Source organism: Candidatus Manganitrophus morganii (genome assembly GCA_021651055.1).
In the GTDB taxonomy this organism is placed as follows: Bacteria; Nitrospirota; Nitrospiria; order SBBL01; family Manganitrophaceae; genus Manganitrophus; species Manganitrophus morganii.
In genome coordinates this window covers 3969718-3988028 of record JAJHOH010000001.1, presented here as the reverse complement: position 1 = coordinate 3988028, position 18311 = coordinate 3969718, and the positions used below count along the sequence as shown (strand labels likewise).

Below are 18311 nucleotides of genomic sequence, written 5' to 3'. Positions count from 1 at the left end.
TTCTCCTTTCGATTGGGCATTAAGTCATTAACAATACGATCACCAGACCCCAGAGGATGAGCAGCGTGTTGCCGACGGCATAGGTGACGGTATAGCCGAGGGCCGGCGTCTTGCTCTTCGCCGCGTCCTGAATGAGACCGAGGGCGGCAGTGGTGGTTCGCGCGCCGGCGGCGGCGCCGAGCGTGATCGCCGGATGAAATTTGAATAGGTATTTTCCGAGCAGAACGCCGACCAGAAGCGGGACCGTGGTGGTCACAATCCCGGCGAGCAATAGACTCAACCCGGCCTTTTGGAGCCCTGCAAGGAACGCCGGCCCGGAGGTGATCCCGACCACGGCGATGAAGGTATTGAGCCCCACCGAATTCATCATCCAGAGGGCCGGCTCGGGGACGCGGCCGAAGGTTCGGTGAATGGAACGGAGCCATCCGAAGATCAGCCCCGCGATGAGCGTACCGGCGCTGGTGCTGAGGCTGATGGGGACCCCCCCGATATTGATTGCGATGGCGCCGACCAGGCCTCCCAAGACAATACCGATTCCGACAAAAACCATGTCGGTCATATTCGTTTGGCGATCGGCATAGCCGAGCTCCGCGGCCACCCGCTCGACGCTTCGTTTCGGCCCGATGACCTGAAGGACGTCGCCGCGATCGATGACCGTCCCGGGGGTGAACGGCATCTCCAAGCCGGCCCGTGTCAGCTTCCGGAGAAACACCCCTCGGCCCTTGACACGGCCGATCTCCGATTCGGCCAGCTGCTTCAGCGTTTTGCCGGCGACCGACTTGTCGGTGATCACGATGTCGAGCACTTCTCCGGGAAAGTCGAGCAGCGCTTTGTCGTCGACCTCTTCTCCGAGGTTGTGTCCTCTTTGGATGAACACTTCAATGCGCGCCAGGACGGCGACGGTGTCTCCCAGATGAACAACCGAACTCGGTTCTGCGTCGATGATCTGGCCGTCATGCCGGATCCGCTCGATAAAGACGCGGAGCTCCTGTTTCAGGGCGTCGGCCTCCAGCTCCGCGACGGTCTTGTTATGGAACCGTTCGTTTGTCACCCGGTAGGCGCGGACATCAAACTTTTTGGCCGCCGATGCGACCCCCGCCTCGGCGTCTCCCCATCCCCCCATCTTCTCTTCGAGCTTCTTGCATTCGGCCGGAAGATCGACCCTCAGGATCTTCGGCCCGATCGAGGCGAGGAGCCACGCCGACCCGGCGGTGCCGAAGAGATAGGTCACGGCGTAGGCGACCGGCATGGCATTGATCAGCGCTTCCTTCTCTTCCGGGGAGGTCCCCAGCCGGTTGATCGCGTCGGTCGCCACGCCGAGGACCGCCGAGATGGTTTGGGATCCGGAGAGAAGCCCGGCCGCCAGGCCGGCGTTGAGCCCGAGGAACTTCGCAACGCCGAAGACGGTCAACAACGAGACGAGGCACTGGAGGACGGCGAAGGTCACCTGCGGGAGGCCGTCGCTCTTCAAGCCCCTGACAAACTGCGGGCCGACGCCATAACCGACGGCGAAGAGAAACATGAGAAAAAAGACCGATTTCACATTCGGCGAAATCTCGATCTGCATTTGCCCCACGACGACGCCGACCAGGAGCGTCCCGGTCACCGCGCCGAGCGTAAAGCTGCCGAATTTGAACTTTCCGACCCAATATCCGAGGGCCAGTGTGAGGAAGATCGCCAACTCAGGGTACGCTCTAAACGTTTCAACCAGCCAATCCATATCGTTCCTTTCCACATCCGGCATTGAGTCAACATGCCGGGTTCGTTAATCCATGCGTGCATGGAAACGACCTCCCCTAAAGACGGCCGTTCTTCTTGTGCCTCGCCAGCGCATCGGCCCTGAGCAGTTCGAGACCTTTGACGGCATTGAAACCGTGAATCTCTTTGACGTCCAACTTCCGCATAAACGTGATCGTCTCCTGCGTAATGACCTGGCCCGGCACCATGATCGGAAAGCCGGGGGGGTAAGGAATAACGAATTTGGCCGAGACCAACGGCGGCCCGTTCTTCAGCCGGTCGTCGATCTGCTTGCTGTTGAGATGGATGTACTCGCAGTTCTCGGCGTCGTAGGCCATGTAATACGCCGCCCGGATAGACCCTTCTTTGGTGGCGCTCTTGGGGTCGTCGCGGAAGGCGTCGTGGAAAGCGCTGAAATCGGGCAGGTCGGGGACCTCTTCCACCAGCGACTGGACCCGCGCTTGGAAGGCCGTCCGCTCCGCCTCGCCCCCCTCCTGAAGCCGCTGGTCGATCTTGCGCGCCATGTCGGCCAGGGCCTTGATGAGATGCGCCAGATCGCTGCGGGTGTTGTTGATGTTGATCTGGACCAGGACGCTGTTGCGCGAGGTCTTGTTGATCTGGATGTCGTATTCGCTCGCCAGCAGCGCCTTGAACTGGGTCCCGTCGTAGCCGGCGCGGCCGCACAGCAGCGTGATCCGCGTCGGGTCGAGAAAAAACTCATCGTCGTCGAGCGCCTTGATCGTGTCGGCCATCGTCCATCCGGGCGCCCCGTAGTCGGCCATGTCAGACCGGCGGTATTCGGCCGGGATCATCTCGGCCGGTGTTGCGGCGCGGAAGTACTTGGCGATGAGGGGATGGCTGTTGATTTCGCGCCGAACCTCGATGGCAAGCTGCGTCGCGCGCCCCACCAGCTCATACCCCTCCAGTTCCATCTGCCGCCGCGCGACGTCGAGGGTGGCGATGATCTGAAGGTTGGGCGATGTCGATGTATGGGTAAAGAAAGCCTCTTTGAAGGCCGCCTCGACCTTGTGAAAATCCTGGTCGGCGACGACGATGATCGAGCCTTGACGCAGAGAGGACATCGATTTGTGGACCGAGTCGGTCTCATACACCCGAATCCGGACCTTGTCGGGGTCGGGCAGCAGCGACATCTCGAGAAGACGCGGATCGTTGGGATCGAGTTCACCGACCTGTTTTTTGAACGCGTCGTAACCCTTCCGGTACGCCGGGTCGCGCATCATCCCGCGCAGGTCGGCGGCGGCCCCCATCGCGGTGCGCCGGCGCAAAAAGGGGGAAAAGCGGGCGAAGCCGAACCACGCTTCGTCCCAGAGGAAGATCAGATCGGGTTTGATGGCGAGGCACTCGAGCATCGTCCGCTTCACGTTGGCGACATGCCCGTCGAAGGTGCAGTTGGTGAGGACCAGCATCTTGGCCCGGTCGAGCTTCCCTTCCGCCTTCAGCCGCAGCAGCGCCTGCTTGATCGGTTTGATCGGGAGGCTGCCGTACATCGAATACTGCGGGAGCGGATAGGCATCGATGTAGAGCGGCTGCGCGCCGGCCAACACGATCCCGTAGTGGTGGGACTTGTGGCAGTCGCGATCGATCAGGACGATCTCCCCCGGTTTGAGCAACGCCTGGTGGACGATCTTGTTGGAGGTGGAGGTGCCGTTGGTGACGAAGAAGGTTCGGTCGCCGCCGAAGGCGCGGGCCGAGGCATCCTGGGCAAGCTTGATGTTCCCCGTCGGCTCCAAGAGGCTGTCGAGTCCCCCGGTGGTGGCGGAGGACTCGGCGAGAAAGAGATTCGCGCCGTAGAATTCCCCCATGTCCCGGATCCAGTTCGACTTGAAGATCGACTTGCCTCTCGCCACCGGCAGGGCATGAAACGTTCCGACCGGACGCTGGGCGTAACGTTTCAGGTTATCGAAGTAGGGGGTGGTATAACGCTCCTGGATCCCTTCGAGGAGGCTCAAGTGGATCTCCATCGGCTCCTCCACACCGTAAAAGACGCGGCGGATCGGCGCGGCTTCGTCCGACCCCGCCAACTTTCCGACGTCGCGGTCGGTGACCAGGTAGAGGTCGATTTCCGGACGCACGCGGCGGATCAGGCGAGCCAGTGTCGTGCCGAGATCGCCGTCGCGGCCGGCATCTTCGATTCGAACATGCCATTGAAGAATTTCACGGAGGACCGGCACCGTGTACTCGGAGGCGAACCGGAAGCCGTCGCTGATCACGACCGACTGGAGGTTGAAGTTAAAAATGACGGCCAAAAGCGCATCCTCGAGGCTGCCGACAATGACCGGCTCGTAAATGAATTCGTCGTGCTCCCGTCTCAGGCGGTGGAAAACTTGCCGGAGCTCCGGCCAGGAGGCGCGTTCGCTCGGAGAGACCATAAGGATTTCAAAATAAGGGCGACGGCTCCGGCCGCGTCCGATCGACGGCGGGAGAATCTCCGGGGCGTGGGCTTCGCCTTCCTCATCGATCTCCCACGCCTTTGGATCATCCCGGTAGCTGTTGGAGAGGAGCGCGAAGCTGATCCGCTGCGCGAGGCGCAGAAAGCCGGTCCAGTCGCCGGTTCGGATCCGGTCGTGCACCTGCTCCATGAGGCGAGGACCGGGGAAAGCGCAAAGATCTTCGATCGGCTGCATCGAAGCGAGAAGCACTTCGGCCCCCCTTCTCAAGGAATCGATCCGAGAATCGCCTCCGTCGGCCGATGCCTTTGCGAGCCGGTGCAGGCTGCGCCACCGATCCACACGCGCTTCGGAGGCCGAGAAAAAATCCTTCAGGTCAATCGATGGGAAATCGGCGGGGGTTTCGGCCGCCGCCCCGGTTGTTCCCGGCTGCTTCATCGCATGCAATCCCGCGTGTTTGCTTTTCATCTCCCCGATCTCCTTTGCATGGCTTCGTTCAATGCCTTGATCAACATCCTCTCTCCGAACGGCTTTCCTTCTACCTCTGCCGGTGCGCGATCTGTTCTCTTTAAACCGGCCCCTCTCCTGATCGGTCGGAAGGCTCGCCGTCCCGCGTCTGAGCATCTGCAGTGGAGACGACGCATGGACGCGATGAACAGATCGCGACGTCGCCGATGCATCGGACGTTCCAGACGTGAATGTAAGAGGGGACGTTCCCCTTAAAGCTCTATGGAAATGACGGTCGCTTATCGCGCGAAAGGTTTAATCAGGTACCCATGCGGATGGTCGGTTGGCTCACGATTGAAGATCATCCGCATTGATGGAACAATGACTCATTCTATTTGGGAGAAGATGCAGGTGACAAGAGGGGTCGGCCTTACACTGTGTTCGAAAAACATTTTGCGCACGCATTTTGAATACGTTGAATCGATTGTATGGGGGGACACATCCCAACGGGCTACGGTGCCGGAGGCTTATTAAACTAGAGTCCTCCTCCCCACCGGTATTGCCAGACGGCGCCGATCAGCTTGAAGTCGCCGCCGCTACGGGTCATGACGCCGCTGCTGGCGTTCAACTTAATCGAGTTGTGTCGGTTGACCGGCAGGGAAAAGGTCGCCCCCAAGCGGGTATTCTGCTGAGAATCGTCGCTTCGAACGCCGTCGATCGTGGTCCGTCCCCCTCGATAGGTCGTTGCGTTCAATGCGAGCCATATTCCGGAGCGGAAACCATGAATGAGGTGCCCTTGAAGGGAATAAAGCGGATCTTGCTTTCGTTGCTTGTCTCCCAAAAAAGAGTTGTTGTCGGTGTAAAAAGTGGCTCCCAAGATCAGCTCCAGCGTCAGCGGCCCGATCGCCTTCGACAGGCCGACTTCGGGCTTGATCGACCAACGGTGGGTCCCGATGTTCAAGAGCTTGTCGTCATCGTACTGGCCGAGGGGAAGGCCGATCTGCAAGCCGGCTCCGACGATCAAATCTTGTTTGTAGCCGGGGAACTCCTTCAGCGACAGCGCGGGGGCGCCGTAAAGATTGACCGAGAGCTTCACCCTGGGATCGGCCCATCCACAGACATCTCGCGTCACCTTCTCCCCATTAAACTCGGCCGATCCCGAGGCGCAGGCATACGGCAACACTGCGTTGACTTTCCCCGACTTGCCCCACCAATCGAGCGATCTTGCGTACGCAATTAACGGCATCTGCGCCCGGAGTTCAGCGTCTTTTAACGGCAGTGAAGGATCGGTTAGAACACTTCCCGTCAAGTAGCTGTCGCCCACGATCAGGAAATTCAAACCGACCGGTGTGTTTGCATAGGCTCTTGGCTCCAGCTCTTGTGCGCGACCCTCCGTGGCGATGAATGTAATTAGAACCGCCAAGCCGATCCAGGCAAGGAAGCGGAGCGACGTCGGCCGCCCCGGCGGAACGGAGAGGATCCTTCCCGAACCGTCCAAGAGATCGAAGGGATTCTTTTTCGATGTTCCGGCGTTAAAGTAATCGGAGACCATTCCGGTAGGTGATGCGTTGGCCGCTGTTCGCCCGATTCCGGGATGCGGTTGCGGGTTTGTCCTCTTTGAGAGCCATATTCATTTTCTCCTTCAAATATCAGAAAACTGGATGACGACCTTGATGTCGTTCGGTTTTCTCTCCAGAGCCTGATTGAAATGCTCCGGCTTTTCACGGCGTGTAATCAGGCGGCTCAGCCACTTCCGGTCCGCGCGAGCCAGCGCTTTGGATGCTTTGTACCAGTGGCGCTTGTTCGCATTCACGCTGCCGACGATCACATTGTTCTTCAGGACCGCCCCCGCCGCGACATCGCCGACGGCCCGGGTCGCGATCCCGCCCGATCCGACTCCGGCAAGGCAGAGGATGCCTCCCTCTCCGACCTTTCGGACCCGCGCCGGTGACCAGCGCGGTCTTCGGTTCCCAGAAACTGCGTTGCCCTATCGTGACAACCTGCTCCAACGCTTTCGTGATCACCGTCGTCGGCTCGATCAGCACGCCGAGGATCCCCAGGGAGGGGTCGATCTTCATGACATATTCGGGCTCGATCCGCCATCGTTCCGACATAAATCCGTCGATTTCTTTAATCCCTCGCTCGGTGTACTGGCTGTTGCGGCACATGTCCGATTCGCCCACCGCACAATTGGGGCAGGGAACCGGGTCCGGACGGCGGACAACCCCGACCACCAGGTCTCCCTTTTTGAGTGAACGGCTCGCACCCGGATCAATGATGCGGCCGAGCGATTCATGTCCCAGCACCAGACGCGTCTTTCCCGGAGGCGCCCAGCCGTATTTCCCCTCGACGATCTCGACGTCTGTTCCACAAACACCGACGGCCACCGCTTCAACCAAGACCGAGCCCTCTCCCGCATCGGGCTCCGGAATCTCTTCGAACCGGGCGGTTCCGGGCTTTTTAGGCTCTACGGTAATCGCTTTCATGGGGGTTGCTCCGAAGTAAAGAGTCGATTGGGCCAGGGCCGCGAACCGAGATCGCGTCCACGCTCAAGCAGGTCATTCCCTTCGCGGATATCACCTTCCGAAGATTATAAAGTGGTAACTGCCGAGACGGTAAGTTGGCTAACGATTGAGGATGACGCACGCCAATGGAACAATGATTCATCCTATTTAAGAAAGCATGAAGGGAACAAGGGGGGTCGGCATTACAATACGATAAAAAAATATTTCACGCACGGATTTTGAATGTGCGGTAAGGCGGGACACACCACAATGGATTACGATGCCGGAATTTTTGAGTCGGTCTTCGATTGAGAAGGGCCGTGCTTATTTTCCACATAAAGCGGCAGGCGAAAACTGAAACAGGCTCCCTCTCCGAGCCGGCTTACACACCAAAGCTCACCCCCGAGCTGATTGATCAACTCCTTGGCGACGGCCAGACCATATCCGGTCGACGGCTCCCCTCCCGTCGGCACGGCGCTCAACCGGACCCCCTTCCGGTATAACCTCGCCTGATCTTCCATACTCAACCCGGGACCTTGATCGATCACGCTGCAAACCAGAGATCCCGACTCGGAAACGAGCCGGACGAAGATCTGCTTGCCCGGCGGCGAATACTTGACGGCATTCGACAGCAGGTTGTCGAGAACGGCGGCGAGCGCCACCCCGTCGGCCCAGACGGCGGCCTCTTTCAGGCTCGTTTCGACGGTCATGCCGATATTCTTCTCGTCGGCAATGCGTTGATAAAGCTGGCACGCGTTCCGCACCAACGTCGCCAAATCGAATTTGGAGCAAACCAATTTCAGCTCGGCCGTCGACGAGGAATGCAACAGCTGGCCGACCATCTGCGTCATCAAGTTGTTGGCGTGTTGCACCCCATGAAGCCACCTGTGAACCTTGGCGCTCGGGTGGTCTTCCAGCTCGCGCGAGAGCAGTTGAACAGAGCCTTGCACCACGGCAAGATAGTTGCCCATGGCATGCGCCGCGAACCGAAACGCCCCCGGATCGAACGACGGCAGATGCTCCACGTCGATCAGCGCCTGCTCCAAATTGGCCTTGGCCGTGTTAATCGAGGTGATCACGTCTTGTTTGTGTTTCGTCATCAGCTGGCCTCCTTTTATATCTATACTTACGCAACGGTCCTTTAAGCGAAAATCCTCCTCCTCGCCGGTATTGCCGGAAGATGCCGACGATCTTGTTGAAGTCAACGTCGCCGGCGTTCAACTTAAGCGTTGTATCAGTCGACCGGCAGGGAAGTGGTAACTGCCGGGACAGTAAGGCGGCCGACGGTTGAGGATGACCCGCGCCGCTGGAACAATGATTCATTTTATTTAAAAAAGATGCAGGGAACAAGGGGGATCGGCATTACAATGCGACGCAAAAATCGTTTCACGCACGAATTTTGAATATCACATTTTGAATATCATAGTAAGGCGGGACACATCACGATCGATTACATCGCCGCCGGAATTGGAGAAATAGGATCTATGTGAGCTGCGCCGTGTTCCGTCATTGGGCGGTTCATCTCTCTACGAATCATCTCACTTAGAGTCCCTTTGTAAATATACTTTCATTCAATTTATCCCTTGCCTTTTTGTATCACAAGTGTATTTTAATAGAAGGTGACATTTTGAAACCTGGACTCTTCCGATGAAGCGACATCATGGGAGACAAAGAAAATGAACGAAGACCTCGAACAGCGCGTCGTTGAACGGACCAGAGCGTTGGCGGCCGCCAACGAAGCATTGCAGAAAGAGGTCGCCGAACGCCGACGGGCTGAAGATGCATTGCGGTTAAGCGAGGAGCGGTTCCGTAAAGCATTCGATCGGGCGCCGATCGGCATGACCCTGACCGGCCTCGACGGCCGCTGGATCGAGGTCAATCATGCTTTCTGCCAGATGGTCGGATATTCTGAACAGGAGCTGGTCGGAATGAACTTTCGCGCCATCATGAATCTGGACGACCTCGACGCGAACCTGAAAGGCTTCCGGGAATTGCTCAATCGCGAGAAAGATCCGTTCAAAATGGAAAAGCGCTTTTTCCACAAAGACGGCCACACCGTTTGGGTGAGCGTCAGCGCCACCGTCGTTCGCGACCCGGACGGAGAGCCGCTCTATTTTGTCGCACAATTGGAGGATTTAACCGAGCGAAAACAGGCGAAGGAGGCGCTGCAGCGATTCCAGTTCTCCATGGAGCATGCGCCGGACGCGGTCTTCTTTATGACCCGCGAGGCCGGCTTCTCTTATGTGAATGAACAGGCCTGCCGCTCGCTCGGCTACACGCGTGAAACGCTGTTGAGCCTGAAACTGTGGGACATCGATCCCGTTTTTTCGAAAGAGCGGTGGGAGGAGATTATCCAAAACCGGATCGATACGGTGCATACCGAAACCTTGCACCGGCGCAAAGACGGCGTCGTTTTCCCTGTGGAGGTTTCGGCGCGACATCTCTGGCACGGCGACGATGAATTCCATGTCGCTTTCGTCCGCGACATCTCCGAGCGGAAGCAGATCGAAGAGCAGCTCCGGCATGCGCAGAAGCTGGAGGCGGTCGGCCAGCTGACCGGAGGGGTTGCCCATGAATTCAACAATCTGCTGACGGCGATCACGGGGAGCCTCGCCCTGATTCTCGAACAACTTCCCGCCGGGAGCGAATTGTTCGGCCTGGTCGACGTCGCCCAAAAGGCGGCATGCCGGGGGGCCGGGCTGACCCAACAGCTTCTCTCGTTCAGCCGGAGAAGCCCGGTCGACCAACAGCCGCAAGACCTTGGGAAAGAAGCCAAAGAGGCGGTTCATCTTCTACGGCAGGCGATCGACCGCCAGATTCAGATCGAGATGAAGGTCGATCCCGGCCTTTGGCTCATTCTGGCGGATGCGGGGCAGATGAACCAGCTCATCATGAACCTCTGTGTCAATGCCCGCGACGCCCTGATGGAGCGGATGGAACGGCGCACGGACGCCCCGACGCCGCCGGGGTGGGAGCCGTGCATCTTGATCCGTGTCGAAAATATTGAAGTCGATGACGCGCATTGCCGCATCTACCCCAACGCCAAAAGGGGCCGTTACGTCCGTCTCACCGTTTCCGACAACGGCAGCGGAATCGATGAGGCGATTCGTCATCGCATCTTCGAGCCGTTCTTCACCACAAAAGAAATCGGGCGCGGCACCGGGCTGGGACTCTCCGCCGTCTACGGGATCGTCGCGGAGCATCAAGGATGGATTGAATTACAAAGCGCGAAAGAGGAGGGGACCACCTTCGGGATCTATTTCCCGCAGACGGAGCAATCCCCTCTTTCGAGCCAGACGCTCTCCTCCGAGAGGCCCGCGACGGAGGCTGGAAAGACCATTCTCCTGGTCGACGATGAAGAAGCGATCCGCCTTCTGGGAAAAACGATTCTCGAATACAAAGGGTATAAAGTGCTGACCGCGGGGAACGGTCTGGAAACCATCGCGCTCTTATCCGGAAAGAAAAAAGAGGTTGATCTGATCATTCTGGACTTAACCATGCCCCACCTCTCCGGGGAAGAAGTCCTCCGTCAGCTACACCAAATCGGCCCGGATTTAAAAGTCATCGTGTCGAGCGGCCACCGGACCGAACATGCTTCCTACTTCAAAAAGATCTCCTATTTGCCCAAACCGTACCGCCCCGACGATCTTCTCCGAACGGTCGCGGAAGTCCTGCGACAGGTCTGATCCCCCGTTTACGGTGAATGCGGCCCTTCCTCTTTTCGTATCATCTCAATCTCCGCAAGAAGCTCCTCTTCCGTGATCACCCCTTTTTTGAGAAGAAGAGAAATCGTCGCCTCCTGGAAATACCGCCCTCTTTCGGCGTGGCTTTTCCCTCCTTCATAAGTGATCTTCTCCTTCCCGTTCTGAACCGTCCCCCCCGGCGCGCCCCGACCGGCCGCCCTGGAAGCAAAGCGGGCGATCAGAATGATCGCCGTTAATCCAAGTAACAATAAAAAAACAAAGCCCATTTCTTCCGCCTCACATTATTAAATCTTTTCGATCATCGCTTCATCCAACAGACGGAGCCCCAGAAGGTCGCGCGCGCTCCCCCCCGGAACGAAGATCTCCAGATGCCCCGAGCTGTTCACGATGAGATTGGCTGCGCCCTTCTTCCCCTCCGCATAACTCTTCTTCAGGCCCGACAGTCGAACCCCCTTTACACGAAGCGCCCATTCGGATCTGCCGATCGACCCTTTCAAATCGGCTTCGGTCACGTTGGCAATCGCGTTTCCGAAACGATCGATATAGACAATTTTTCCGACGATCTCTCCCTCCCCTCTTTTGGGCCAAAGCCCTTCGATGACAACGGGGTCTTTGATCTCAGCGCCCAATGCCCCCGGCGGCGTCCCCGTCGCAAGAAGGGCCGCGATCGGGGCAAAATGATCCCGGCCGGCGAACGTCGGACTCTTTTCCTGTGAGAGGAGCGGCGTCTCACCGACGGCATAAACCCGGCATCCTTTCCTCTGAAGGATATAAGTGAGGATGCCGTTGTCGGGAGCCGCGTAGAGCTGTCCTCCCTCGGCGGCGAGGATTTTCCGCCGATCGGTTCCAACGCCGGGATCGACGACCGCCAGATGAACCGTTCCTTTCGGAAAATAAAGCGAGGCCTCCTTGAGGATGAAGGCGGCGGTGATCAGATCTTGCGGAGGGATCTCATGGGTGATGTCGATCAGCGAAACGCCGGGGGCCCTTTGGAGCAGGACCCCTTTGACGCTTCCGACGAAGTAATCGCTTAAGCCGAAATCGGTGGTGAGGGTGATGACGGGGCCGAGGGCGAATGTCGCCGATTTCGGGTTTCGGGTTGCGGAGTGAGATGCCGGCCTTTTTTTACCCCGCATTCCTCACTCCGCATTCCATCGGGCATCATTCAAATGTGATTTTGAGAATTTCGTATTCGACGGTCTTGGAGGGGGTGACGATCGAGACCGAGTCGCCGACCCGTTTTCCGATCAGCGCTTTTCCAACGGGGGATTGAACGGAAATTTTTCCATCCTTCAGATCGGCCTCGTCTTGGCCGACGAGGGTATACTTCTTTTCTTCGTCGGTTTGAAGATCCATAATGGTGACCGTCACGCCGAAGACCACCTTTTCGGTCGAAAGATTGCTCGTGTCGATCACCTGCGCGTTCGCCAGCTTGTCTTCCAGCTCCCGGATCCGTCCCTCGACGAAGCTCTGCTTCTCCTTCGCCGCCGCATACTCCGCGTTCTCCGAAAGATCGCCGTGCGCCCGCGCCTCTGCGATCAAGGCGATGACGTGGGGACGCTCGACACGCTTCAATCGCTCGAGTTCCTTTTGAATTTGCTCATACCCGTTTTGGGTCATGGGTACTTTCACTTTTTTCCTCCCATCTCTGCATGATACTCTTGGAGCGTCTTGACCGCCACTCCCCCTTTCAGCAGCGCTTCGATTCCGCGCACCGCCGCCTTGGCCCCCGCAATCGTGGTGAAATAGGGAATGCCGTAGTACAAAACCGTCTGCCGAATCGAAAAAGAATCGACCTGAGAGACCTTGTCGCCGACCGTATTGATCACCAGATGAATCTCGCGGTTCTTCAGGGCGTCGACCACGTGCGGTCTCCCCTCTTTGACCTTATAGATCCGCTCGACGGTCATCCCGTGTTGCTCGAAATAAGCGGCGGTTCCGGCGGTGGCGATCAGGCTGAAACCGAGCTCGAAGAGCCGCTTCGCCGTCGGTAAAATCGCCGGCTTGTCTTTGTCCTTGATGCTGATGAAGACCTTGCCGGAGACAGGAAGAAAATTCTCCGCCCCCGCCTCCGCCTTGGCGAAGGCCCGGCCGAAATCGTGATCGATCCCCATTACCTCGCCGGTCGATTTCATCTCGGGCCCGAGGATCGAATCGACATTCAATCGCTTAAACGGAAAGACCGCTTCTTTCACGGCGATATGGGCGATCGGCCGCGCCTCAAAAACCCCCTGCTCCCGCAGCGGCTTTCCGAGAATCGCCTTCATGGCGATCTTCGCCAACGGCAGGCCGATCGTTTTGCTGACGAAGGGAATCGTTCGGGAGGCGCGCGGGTTCACCTCCAGAATATACACCGCTCCGTCTTTAACTGCAAACTGGACGTTCATCAAGCCGACGACGCCGAGCTCTTTGGCCAGGATGATCGTCTGCGCGCGGATCGTCTCCAAAATCGAGGGACTCAACGAGAAGGGGGGCAACGAGCAGGCGGAGTCGCCCGAATGAACCCCCGCCTCTTCGATATGTTCCATGATCCCGCCGACGAAGACCTCTTGGCCGTCGCCGACCGCATCGACATCGATCTCGACCGCGTCCTCCAGGTATTTGTCGACGAGGACCGGGTGCTGCGGCGACGCTTTCACCGCATGGGTCATATACTGGCGCAGGCTCTCCTGGTCGTAGATCACCTCCATCGCCCGCCCGCCTAGAACATACGACGGACGGACCATCACCGGATAACCGATCTCTCCCGCCGCTTTCAGCGCTTCGGGATAGGAGCGGGCGAGGCCGCTCTGCGGCTGCTTCAGTCCGAGTTTTTCCAACAATGTTTTAAATCGCTCCCGGTCTTCCGCCCGATCGATCGCATCGGAAGAGGTTCCCAAGATCCGGACCCCTTCTTTTTCGAGGGGGACGGCCAGCTTCAACGGGGTCTGCCCGCCGAACTGGACGACGACCCCCTCCGCCCCCTCCCGCCGGACGATGTGGAGAACGTCCTCCAGCGTCAGCGGCTCGAAATAAAGCCGGTCGGAGGTGTCGTAATCGGTGCTGACCGTCTCCGGGTTGCAGTTGACCATGATGCTCTCATAGCCGATCTCTTTCAGCGCCGCGACGGCATGAACGCAGCAGTAGTCGAACTCGATCCCCTGCCCGATCCGGTTGGGACCGCTTCCGAGGATGATCACCTTCTTTCGGTCGGTCGGGGCCGCCTCGCACTCCCGCTCGTAGGTCGAGTAGAAGTACGGGGTGTACGCCTCGAATTCGGCGCCGCAGGTATCGACCCGCTTGTAGACCGGAAGGATCCCTTCTTTCTCCCGCCAAGCGCGAACCTCTCCCTCCGAGCGTCCGACCAGGTTCCCGATCCGCCGGTCGGAATATCCCGCCGCCTTCGCCGTCCGAATGACCTCCGGATCGAGCGGGGTCCCATGACCCAGCTTTTTCACCTTCTCTTCGATGGCGATGACCTCCCGGATCTGATCGAGGAACCAGGGGTCGATCTTGGTCAATTGATAGATCTCGTCGATCGAAACGCCAAGCCGGAGGGCGTCGGCGACCTGCCAGAGCCGGTTGAAGGTCGGGCGGGTCATCATCTCCTTCAGCCGTTTTCCGTCGCCGTCGTCCAACGCGGTATAACGCGGCTCCAGGCTGTCCCGTTTGATCTCCAGCGACCGGAACGCTTTCAGGAGCGCCTCTTTAAAATTCCGGCCGATCGCCATCACCTCTCCGACCGATTTCATCTGGAGGGTGAGGGTCGGGTCGGCGCTCGGGAATTTCTCGAAGGCGAACCGGGGGATCTTCACCACCACGTAATCGAGCGTCGGCTCGAACGAGGCGGGGGTCACACGGGTGATGTCGTTTCGGATCTCATCGAGCGTGAGGCCGACCGAGAGTTTGGCGGCGATTTTGGCGATCGGGAAGCCGGTCGCCTTCGAGGCGAGCGCCGAGCTTCGGGAGACGCGCGGGTTCATCTCGATCACCCGCATCTCGTCGCTCTTCGGGTTGAGAGCGAACTGGATGTTCGACCCGCCGGTGTCGACGCCGACGCCGCGGATGATCCGGATCGCCGCGTCGCGCATCCGCTGATATTCTTTGTCGGTCAAGGTCTGCGCCGGGGCGACCGTGATCGAATCGCCGGTATGGATCCCCATCGGGTCGAGGTTCTCGATCGAGCAGATGATGACGACGTTGTCGTGTTTGTCCCGCATCACCTCCAGCTCGAACTCCTTCCATCCTAAAACCGACTGTTCGATCAACACCTCATGGATCGGGCTGCTTGAAAGGCCTGCTTCGACGCAGCTCTCGAATTCCTCGCGGTTGTAGGCGATGCTCCCCCCGGCGCCGCCGAGGGTGAACGAGGAGCGGATGATCGACGGAAACCCGGTCTCCGCCACCACCGCCAACGCCTCTTCCCGGTTGCGCGCGCGGCCGCTCTTCGTATATTCCAAACCAGCCTTCTCGATGACCCGCTTGAAGGCTTCGCGATCTTCCGCCCGCTTGATCGAGTCATATTTCGCCCCGATCAGCTCGACGCCGAACCGCTCCAGCACCCCCTGCTCATAAAGCGCCACCGCCATGTTGAGCGCCGTCTGTCCTCCCATCGTCGGAAGGAGCGCATCGGGGCGCTCGCGGGCGATGATCTCCTTCAACACCTCGACGGTGATCGGCTCGATGTAGGTCCGGTCGGCCACTTCGGGATCGGTCATGATCGTCGCCGGGTTGCTGTTGACCAGGATCACCTGGTATCCCTCTTCGCGCAGCGCCTTGCAGGCCTGTGTCCCGGAGTAATCAAACTCGCACGCCTGCCCAATGACGATCGGCCCGGGGCCGATCAAGAGAATTTTATGAATGTCGGTTCGCTTCGGCAATTTCGATTCCTGTTATGGTTTTTTCAAGACGTCGTCATGGTGACCGACGACCCGCAACGTGATCAGATCTTCATCCTGAGAAAAGGTAAACCGATAGTGATCATCTACCCGCACCTCCCAGATACCGTCGGCTCCCTTGATTTTCTTTGTATGGAGAGAGGGATGCCTTGGATTTCGAAGTAGAAGCGAAAGCTGCTTATAGAATTTGTTTCTCACCCCAACAGGCAACTTCCTCATCGACTTCTCAAATCGCTCGGTTGTCTGAAAGCGCATTTAATCGCCATTCTCTATTTTTTTCTTTAAAGCATCAATCGAAGGGTATTGATGAACTCTTCCCTTTTTAATGTCCTCTTCCGCCCCTTTCTCCATCTGCTGCCACTTCTTCGTCCAGAAGTATGCCTGACTCGGATCGATCATCTCCTTGGTTTTGAGAAACTGTACGAAGTCTAAAACCTCTTTCAACTTGTCGGAAGGAAGGCTCTTCAACATCTTCTGAAGTTCTTTATACTCTATCGAAGCCTTAGCCATGATCCCTCCTCCGTCCGAACGTAGCCATGATGCGCAACGGCAAATCCTCCGACCACGACATATCGAACCCCTGCTTCATTGAGCGATTTACAGAGCTGAACCAAGTCGTCTACGGTCGGGTTTCTGCTGAAGCCTTGGCGATCATCCGGATCATCCATTGATCTGCTTCCTCAAACGTCCTGAAACGATAAACCCCCCTTGGACAAATGCCGCGGTTTCCGCGAAGTGCCTGCAGCGTCTTTAACAAGACATCGTAGTCTTTCTCCGTTTCAGTCTCCCTCTGCCGCCGCCTGCCGACGATTTTGATCTTCTCCATCAGATACTCTTTTCTGTAGAACATCCTTCGCCTGCTTCGGGCCTATTTACTTCCATGTCGCTGAGTACCACCGGCTTGAACCTTTCTTGCATGGGCCAATTCCAATTCGTATCTTTGCCTATTTGCTTCTTCTAGATTTTGAAACTTAAAAACCCCCTTGGGATAAACGATGGAATTCAGTTGATCCGCAAATGCCCAAAGGTCGGCGACTCTTTTAAAGTACGCCTCATCCGGATTGAAATTCCATAGAGCTCGTTCCGCTTCTTCAAACGTTCTATATTTGTAGACCGGCATCAGACTTCTCGATAAAGATGAAAATCAACCCTAGCGAGGCAGGTTTGATTTTCTTGCTTTAATTAGCTCCAGTAAAAACGCTGCATCCATTTTATCTCGATCGCGCACGGTGTCCTTCTTGAGACGATACAACGTCTCGGGTGTCGCAATCTTGATCTTTGTCCCTTGGTAATCAAGAACTTCATAATCCAAGCTCTCAAATGCGGCAACCTCACCTATCCGAGCGATGACATCGATATAAAAATCATTCGGCGTTCCATAACGAATCACGGGATATTTCTGCAACTCACCGAGCGTAATCTCCTCGATGGAACCATCATCGAAAACCTCATGGAGCGCCTTCCTCAACCTTTCAACGTTTTCAGGAACCATCTTGACCATAATGTCCACATCACGGGTTAACCGTTCCATCCCATGAAGGACAACCGCAACGCCCCCGATCAAAACATAATCCACACCATGTTTATCAAGGGCAGCAAGAACCGCAATAAAATCCCTGAATTGATCCGACATAGAAATGTATACACTCTCTGTTACGGCATCCAAAGATAAAGAAACCTCGCCGATCCCCCCTGCAAAAGCCGCTTGGGGTCGACCCCCCAGGCGGAGAGGGGATTCACCTCCGTCCGGATCGCCTCGGAGTAGATGTTGTTGATATGCTGGCCCGACCGGCTGTAGAGGATCACACTCGCCTCCGTGAGACCCGCTTCCGATTTCGCAAGCTCGATCGCCTGGTCCAGGTAGCCGATCTGATCGACCAGGCCGGCCTCCTTCGCCTGGGTGGCGGTGTAGATCCGGCCGTCGGCGAGCGCCTTGATCCGGTCCGCGGGGAGCCCCTCCCGGCCTCGGATGATCACCTCCAGAAAGCGGGCATACATATCGTTGATCACACTCTGGAAGATCTCACGGTCCTCCGGCGTAAGGGGCTGTGTCGGGATGCCCAAATCTTTATTCTCTCCCGACTTGATCGCTTCGGCCCCCACCCCCACCTTTTCCATCAGCCCTTGAAGATTCACATGCAGCATGATCACGCCGATGCTGCCGGTCACCGAGGTCGGCTGGGCGATCACCCGATCGGCCGCCATCGCGATATAGTACCCGCCGGACGCGCCGACGTCGATAATCGATGCGATCACTTTTCGGCCGGTCCGCTCCTTGAATCGGACGATCTCGTGATAGATGATGTCGGAGGCGGTCACCGTTCCGCCGGGGCTGTTGATCCGCAAGACCACCGCCTTCACCCCCTTGTCGGACTCCGCCCGCTTTAACTCCTCCTTGACCCGGGCGACCATATCGGGGCGCTCGATCAGGCCATCCGGCTTCTCCTCGGAGATGATGCCCGAGATATCGAGCAGAAGGATCTTGTCGTCGCCGCTCCCCTCGACGACCTTTTCCTCCAACGGTCCGGGCTGGGGGAGCAGGGAAATGTTATAGATGCATCCCGAGAGCAAAAACGAGAGTCCCCCTCCAAGAATGATCGTGAACAGATGTGTATCGAAGATTCGACGTCGCAT

General features: G+C 57.8%; 16 protein-coding genes. 1 reads left to right on the top strand and 15 read right to left on the bottom strand.

The window, feature by feature from the left end:
- Positions 1–19: 19 nt before the first annotated feature.
- The 5 genes from aspT to MCM46_18365 all read right to left on the bottom strand — a co-directional run bounded on the left by aspT (position 20) and on the right by MCM46_18365 (position 8196).
- The gene (gene aspT, locus MCM46_18385) at positions 20–1720 is read right to left on the bottom strand and encodes an aspartate-alanine antiporter (protein ID MCG3113776.1); all 1701 of its coding nucleotides are present in this window, start codon (positions 1718–1720) and stop codon (positions 20–22) included.
- A gap of 76 nt (positions 1721–1796) precedes the next feature.
- Entirely contained in the window at positions 1797–4613 is a 2817-nt protein-coding gene (locus tag MCM46_18380) for a hypothetical protein (GenBank protein MCG3113775.1), read from the bottom strand.
- Between the two features lie 514 nt (positions 4614–5127).
- Entirely contained in the window at positions 5128–6144 is a 1017-nt protein-coding gene (locus MCM46_18375) for a transporter (GenBank protein MCG3113774.1), read from the bottom strand.
- 169 nt (positions 6145–6313) lie between these two features.
- Positions 6314–7078: an alcohol dehydrogenase catalytic domain-containing protein gene (locus MCM46_18370; protein ID MCG3113773.1), complete on the bottom strand. Its 765-nt coding sequence runs from the start codon at positions 7076–7078 to the stop codon at positions 6314–6316.
- A gap of 293 nt (positions 7079–7371) precedes the next feature.
- Positions 7372–8196, bottom strand: a complete 825-nt coding sequence (locus MCM46_18365) for a HAMP domain-containing histidine kinase (protein ID MCG3113772.1) — start codon at positions 8194–8196, stop codon at positions 7372–7374.
- Between the two features lie 576 nt (positions 8197–8772).
- On the opposite strand from MCM46_18365, the gene MCM46_18360 reads away from it, so the two are divergent.
- Positions 8773–10782, top strand: coding sequence for a PAS domain S-box protein (locus MCM46_18360; protein MCG3113771.1), 2010 nt, complete (start codon positions 8773–8775; stop codon positions 10780–10782).
- A gap of 8 nt (positions 10783–10790) precedes the next feature.
- Here MCM46_18360 and MCM46_18355 read toward each other — a convergent pair whose 3' ends face one another.
- The 10 genes from MCM46_18355 to sppA all read right to left on the bottom strand — a co-directional run bounded on the left by MCM46_18355 (position 10791) and on the right by sppA (position 18311).
- Positions 10791–11066 (bottom strand): hypothetical protein, encoded by a 276-nt coding sequence (locus MCM46_18355; protein MCG3113770.1) that lies wholly within the window; start codon positions 11064–11066, stop codon positions 10791–10793.
- A gap of 18 nt (positions 11067–11084) precedes the next feature.
- Positions 11085–11936 carry an SAM-dependent chlorinase/fluorinase gene (locus tag MCM46_18350; GenBank protein MCG3113769.1) on the bottom strand — a complete coding sequence of 284 codons (852 nt, stop codon included), beginning with the start codon at positions 11934–11936 and terminating at the stop codon, positions 11085–11087.
- 25 nt (positions 11937–11961) lie between these two features.
- On the bottom strand, positions 11962–12432 hold the full coding sequence (gene greA / locus MCM46_18345) for a transcription elongation factor GreA (protein ID MCG3113768.1): 471 nt from the start codon (positions 12430–12432) through the stop codon (positions 11962–11964).
- Entirely contained in the window at positions 12429–15659 is a 3231-nt protein-coding gene (gene carB, locus MCM46_18340) for a carbamoyl-phosphate synthase large subunit (GenBank protein ID MCG3113767.1), read from the bottom strand. Before carB ends, greA begins: the two co-directional genes overlap by 4 nt.
- A gap of 12 nt (positions 15660–15671) precedes the next feature.
- Positions 15672–15932 carry a type II toxin-antitoxin system RelE/ParE family toxin gene (locus MCM46_18335; protein MCG3113766.1) on the bottom strand — a complete coding sequence of 87 codons (261 nt, stop codon included), beginning with the start codon at positions 15930–15932 and terminating at the stop codon, positions 15672–15674.
- Positions 15933–16187: a hypothetical protein gene (locus tag MCM46_18330; GenBank protein MCG3113765.1), complete on the bottom strand. Its 255-nt coding sequence runs from the start codon at positions 16185–16187 to the stop codon at positions 15933–15935. It abuts the gene before it with no gap.
- On the bottom strand, positions 16169–16345 hold the full coding sequence (locus MCM46_18325; GenBank protein MCG3113764.1) for a hypothetical protein: 177 nt from the start codon (positions 16343–16345) through the stop codon (positions 16169–16171). Before MCM46_18325 ends, MCM46_18330 begins: the two co-directional genes overlap by 19 nt.
- Before the next feature lie 200 nt (positions 16346–16545).
- Entirely contained in the window at positions 16546–16797 is a 252-nt protein-coding gene (locus MCM46_18320; GenBank protein MCG3113763.1) for a hypothetical protein, read from the bottom strand.
- Positions 16798–16827: 30 nt separating this feature from the next.
- Complete coding sequence (locus MCM46_18315) at positions 16828–17310, bottom strand: hypothetical protein (protein ID MCG3113762.1); 483 nt, start codon at positions 17308–17310, stop codon at positions 16828–16830.
- A gap of 20 nt (positions 17311–17330) precedes the next feature.
- Positions 17331–18311 (bottom strand): signal peptide peptidase SppA, encoded by a 981-nt coding sequence (sppA, locus tag MCM46_18310; GenBank protein MCG3113761.1) that lies wholly within the window; start codon positions 18309–18311, stop codon positions 17331–17333.

What these genes read in the sequence shown, in the direction of transcription:
- aspT (MCG3113776.1), bottom strand. Translation starts at nt 1,720, where the DNA reads ATGGATTGGCTGGTTGAAACGTTTAGAGCGTACCCTGAGTTGGCGATC.
- MCM46_18380 (MCG3113775.1), bottom strand. Translation starts at nt 4,613, where the DNA reads ATGAAAAGCAAACACGCGGGATTGCATGCGATGAAGCAGCCGGGAACA.
- MCM46_18375 (MCG3113774.1), bottom strand. Translation starts at nt 6,144, where the DNA reads ATGGTCTCCGATTACTTTAACGCCGGAACATCGAAAAAGAATCCCTTC.
- MCM46_18370 (MCG3113773.1), bottom strand. Translation starts at nt 7,078, where the DNA reads ATGAAAGCGATTACCGTAGAGCCTAAAAAGCCCGGAACCGCCCGGTTC.
- MCM46_18365 (MCG3113772.1), bottom strand. Translation starts at nt 8,196, where the DNA reads ATGACGAAACACAAACAAGACGTGATCACCTCGATTAACACGGCCAAG.
- MCM46_18360 (MCG3113771.1), top strand. Translation starts at nt 8,773, where the DNA reads ATGAACGAAGACCTCGAACAGCGCGTCGTTGAACGGACCAGAGCGTTG.
- MCM46_18355 (MCG3113770.1), bottom strand. Translation starts at nt 11,066, where the DNA reads ATGGGCTTTGTTTTTTTATTGTTACTTGGATTAACGGCGATCATTCTG.
- MCM46_18350 (MCG3113769.1), bottom strand. Translation starts at nt 11,936, where the DNA reads ATGCGGGGTAAAAAAAGGCCGGCATCTCACTCCGCAACCCGAAACCCG.
- MCM46_18335 (MCG3113766.1), bottom strand. Translation starts at nt 15,932, where the DNA reads ATGCGCTTTCAGACAACCGAGCGATTTGAGAAGTCGATGAGGAAGTTG.
- MCM46_18330 (MCG3113765.1), bottom strand. Translation starts at nt 16,187, where the DNA reads ATGGCTAAGGCTTCGATAGAGTATAAAGAACTTCAGAAGATGTTGAAG.
- MCM46_18325 (MCG3113764.1), bottom strand. Translation starts at nt 16,345, where the DNA reads ATGGATGATCCGGATGATCGCCAAGGCTTCAGCAGAAACCCGACCGTA.
- MCM46_18320 (MCG3113763.1), bottom strand. Translation starts at nt 16,797, where the DNA reads ATGCCGGTCTACAAATATAGAACGTTTGAAGAAGCGGAACGAGCTCTA.
- MCM46_18315 (MCG3113762.1), bottom strand. Translation starts at nt 17,310, where the DNA reads ATGTCGGATCAATTCAGGGATTTTATTGCGGTTCTTGCTGCCCTTGAT.
- sppA (MCG3113761.1), bottom strand. Translation starts at nt 18,311, where the DNA reads ATGCGACGTCGAATCTTCGATACACATCTGTTCACGATCATTCTTGGA.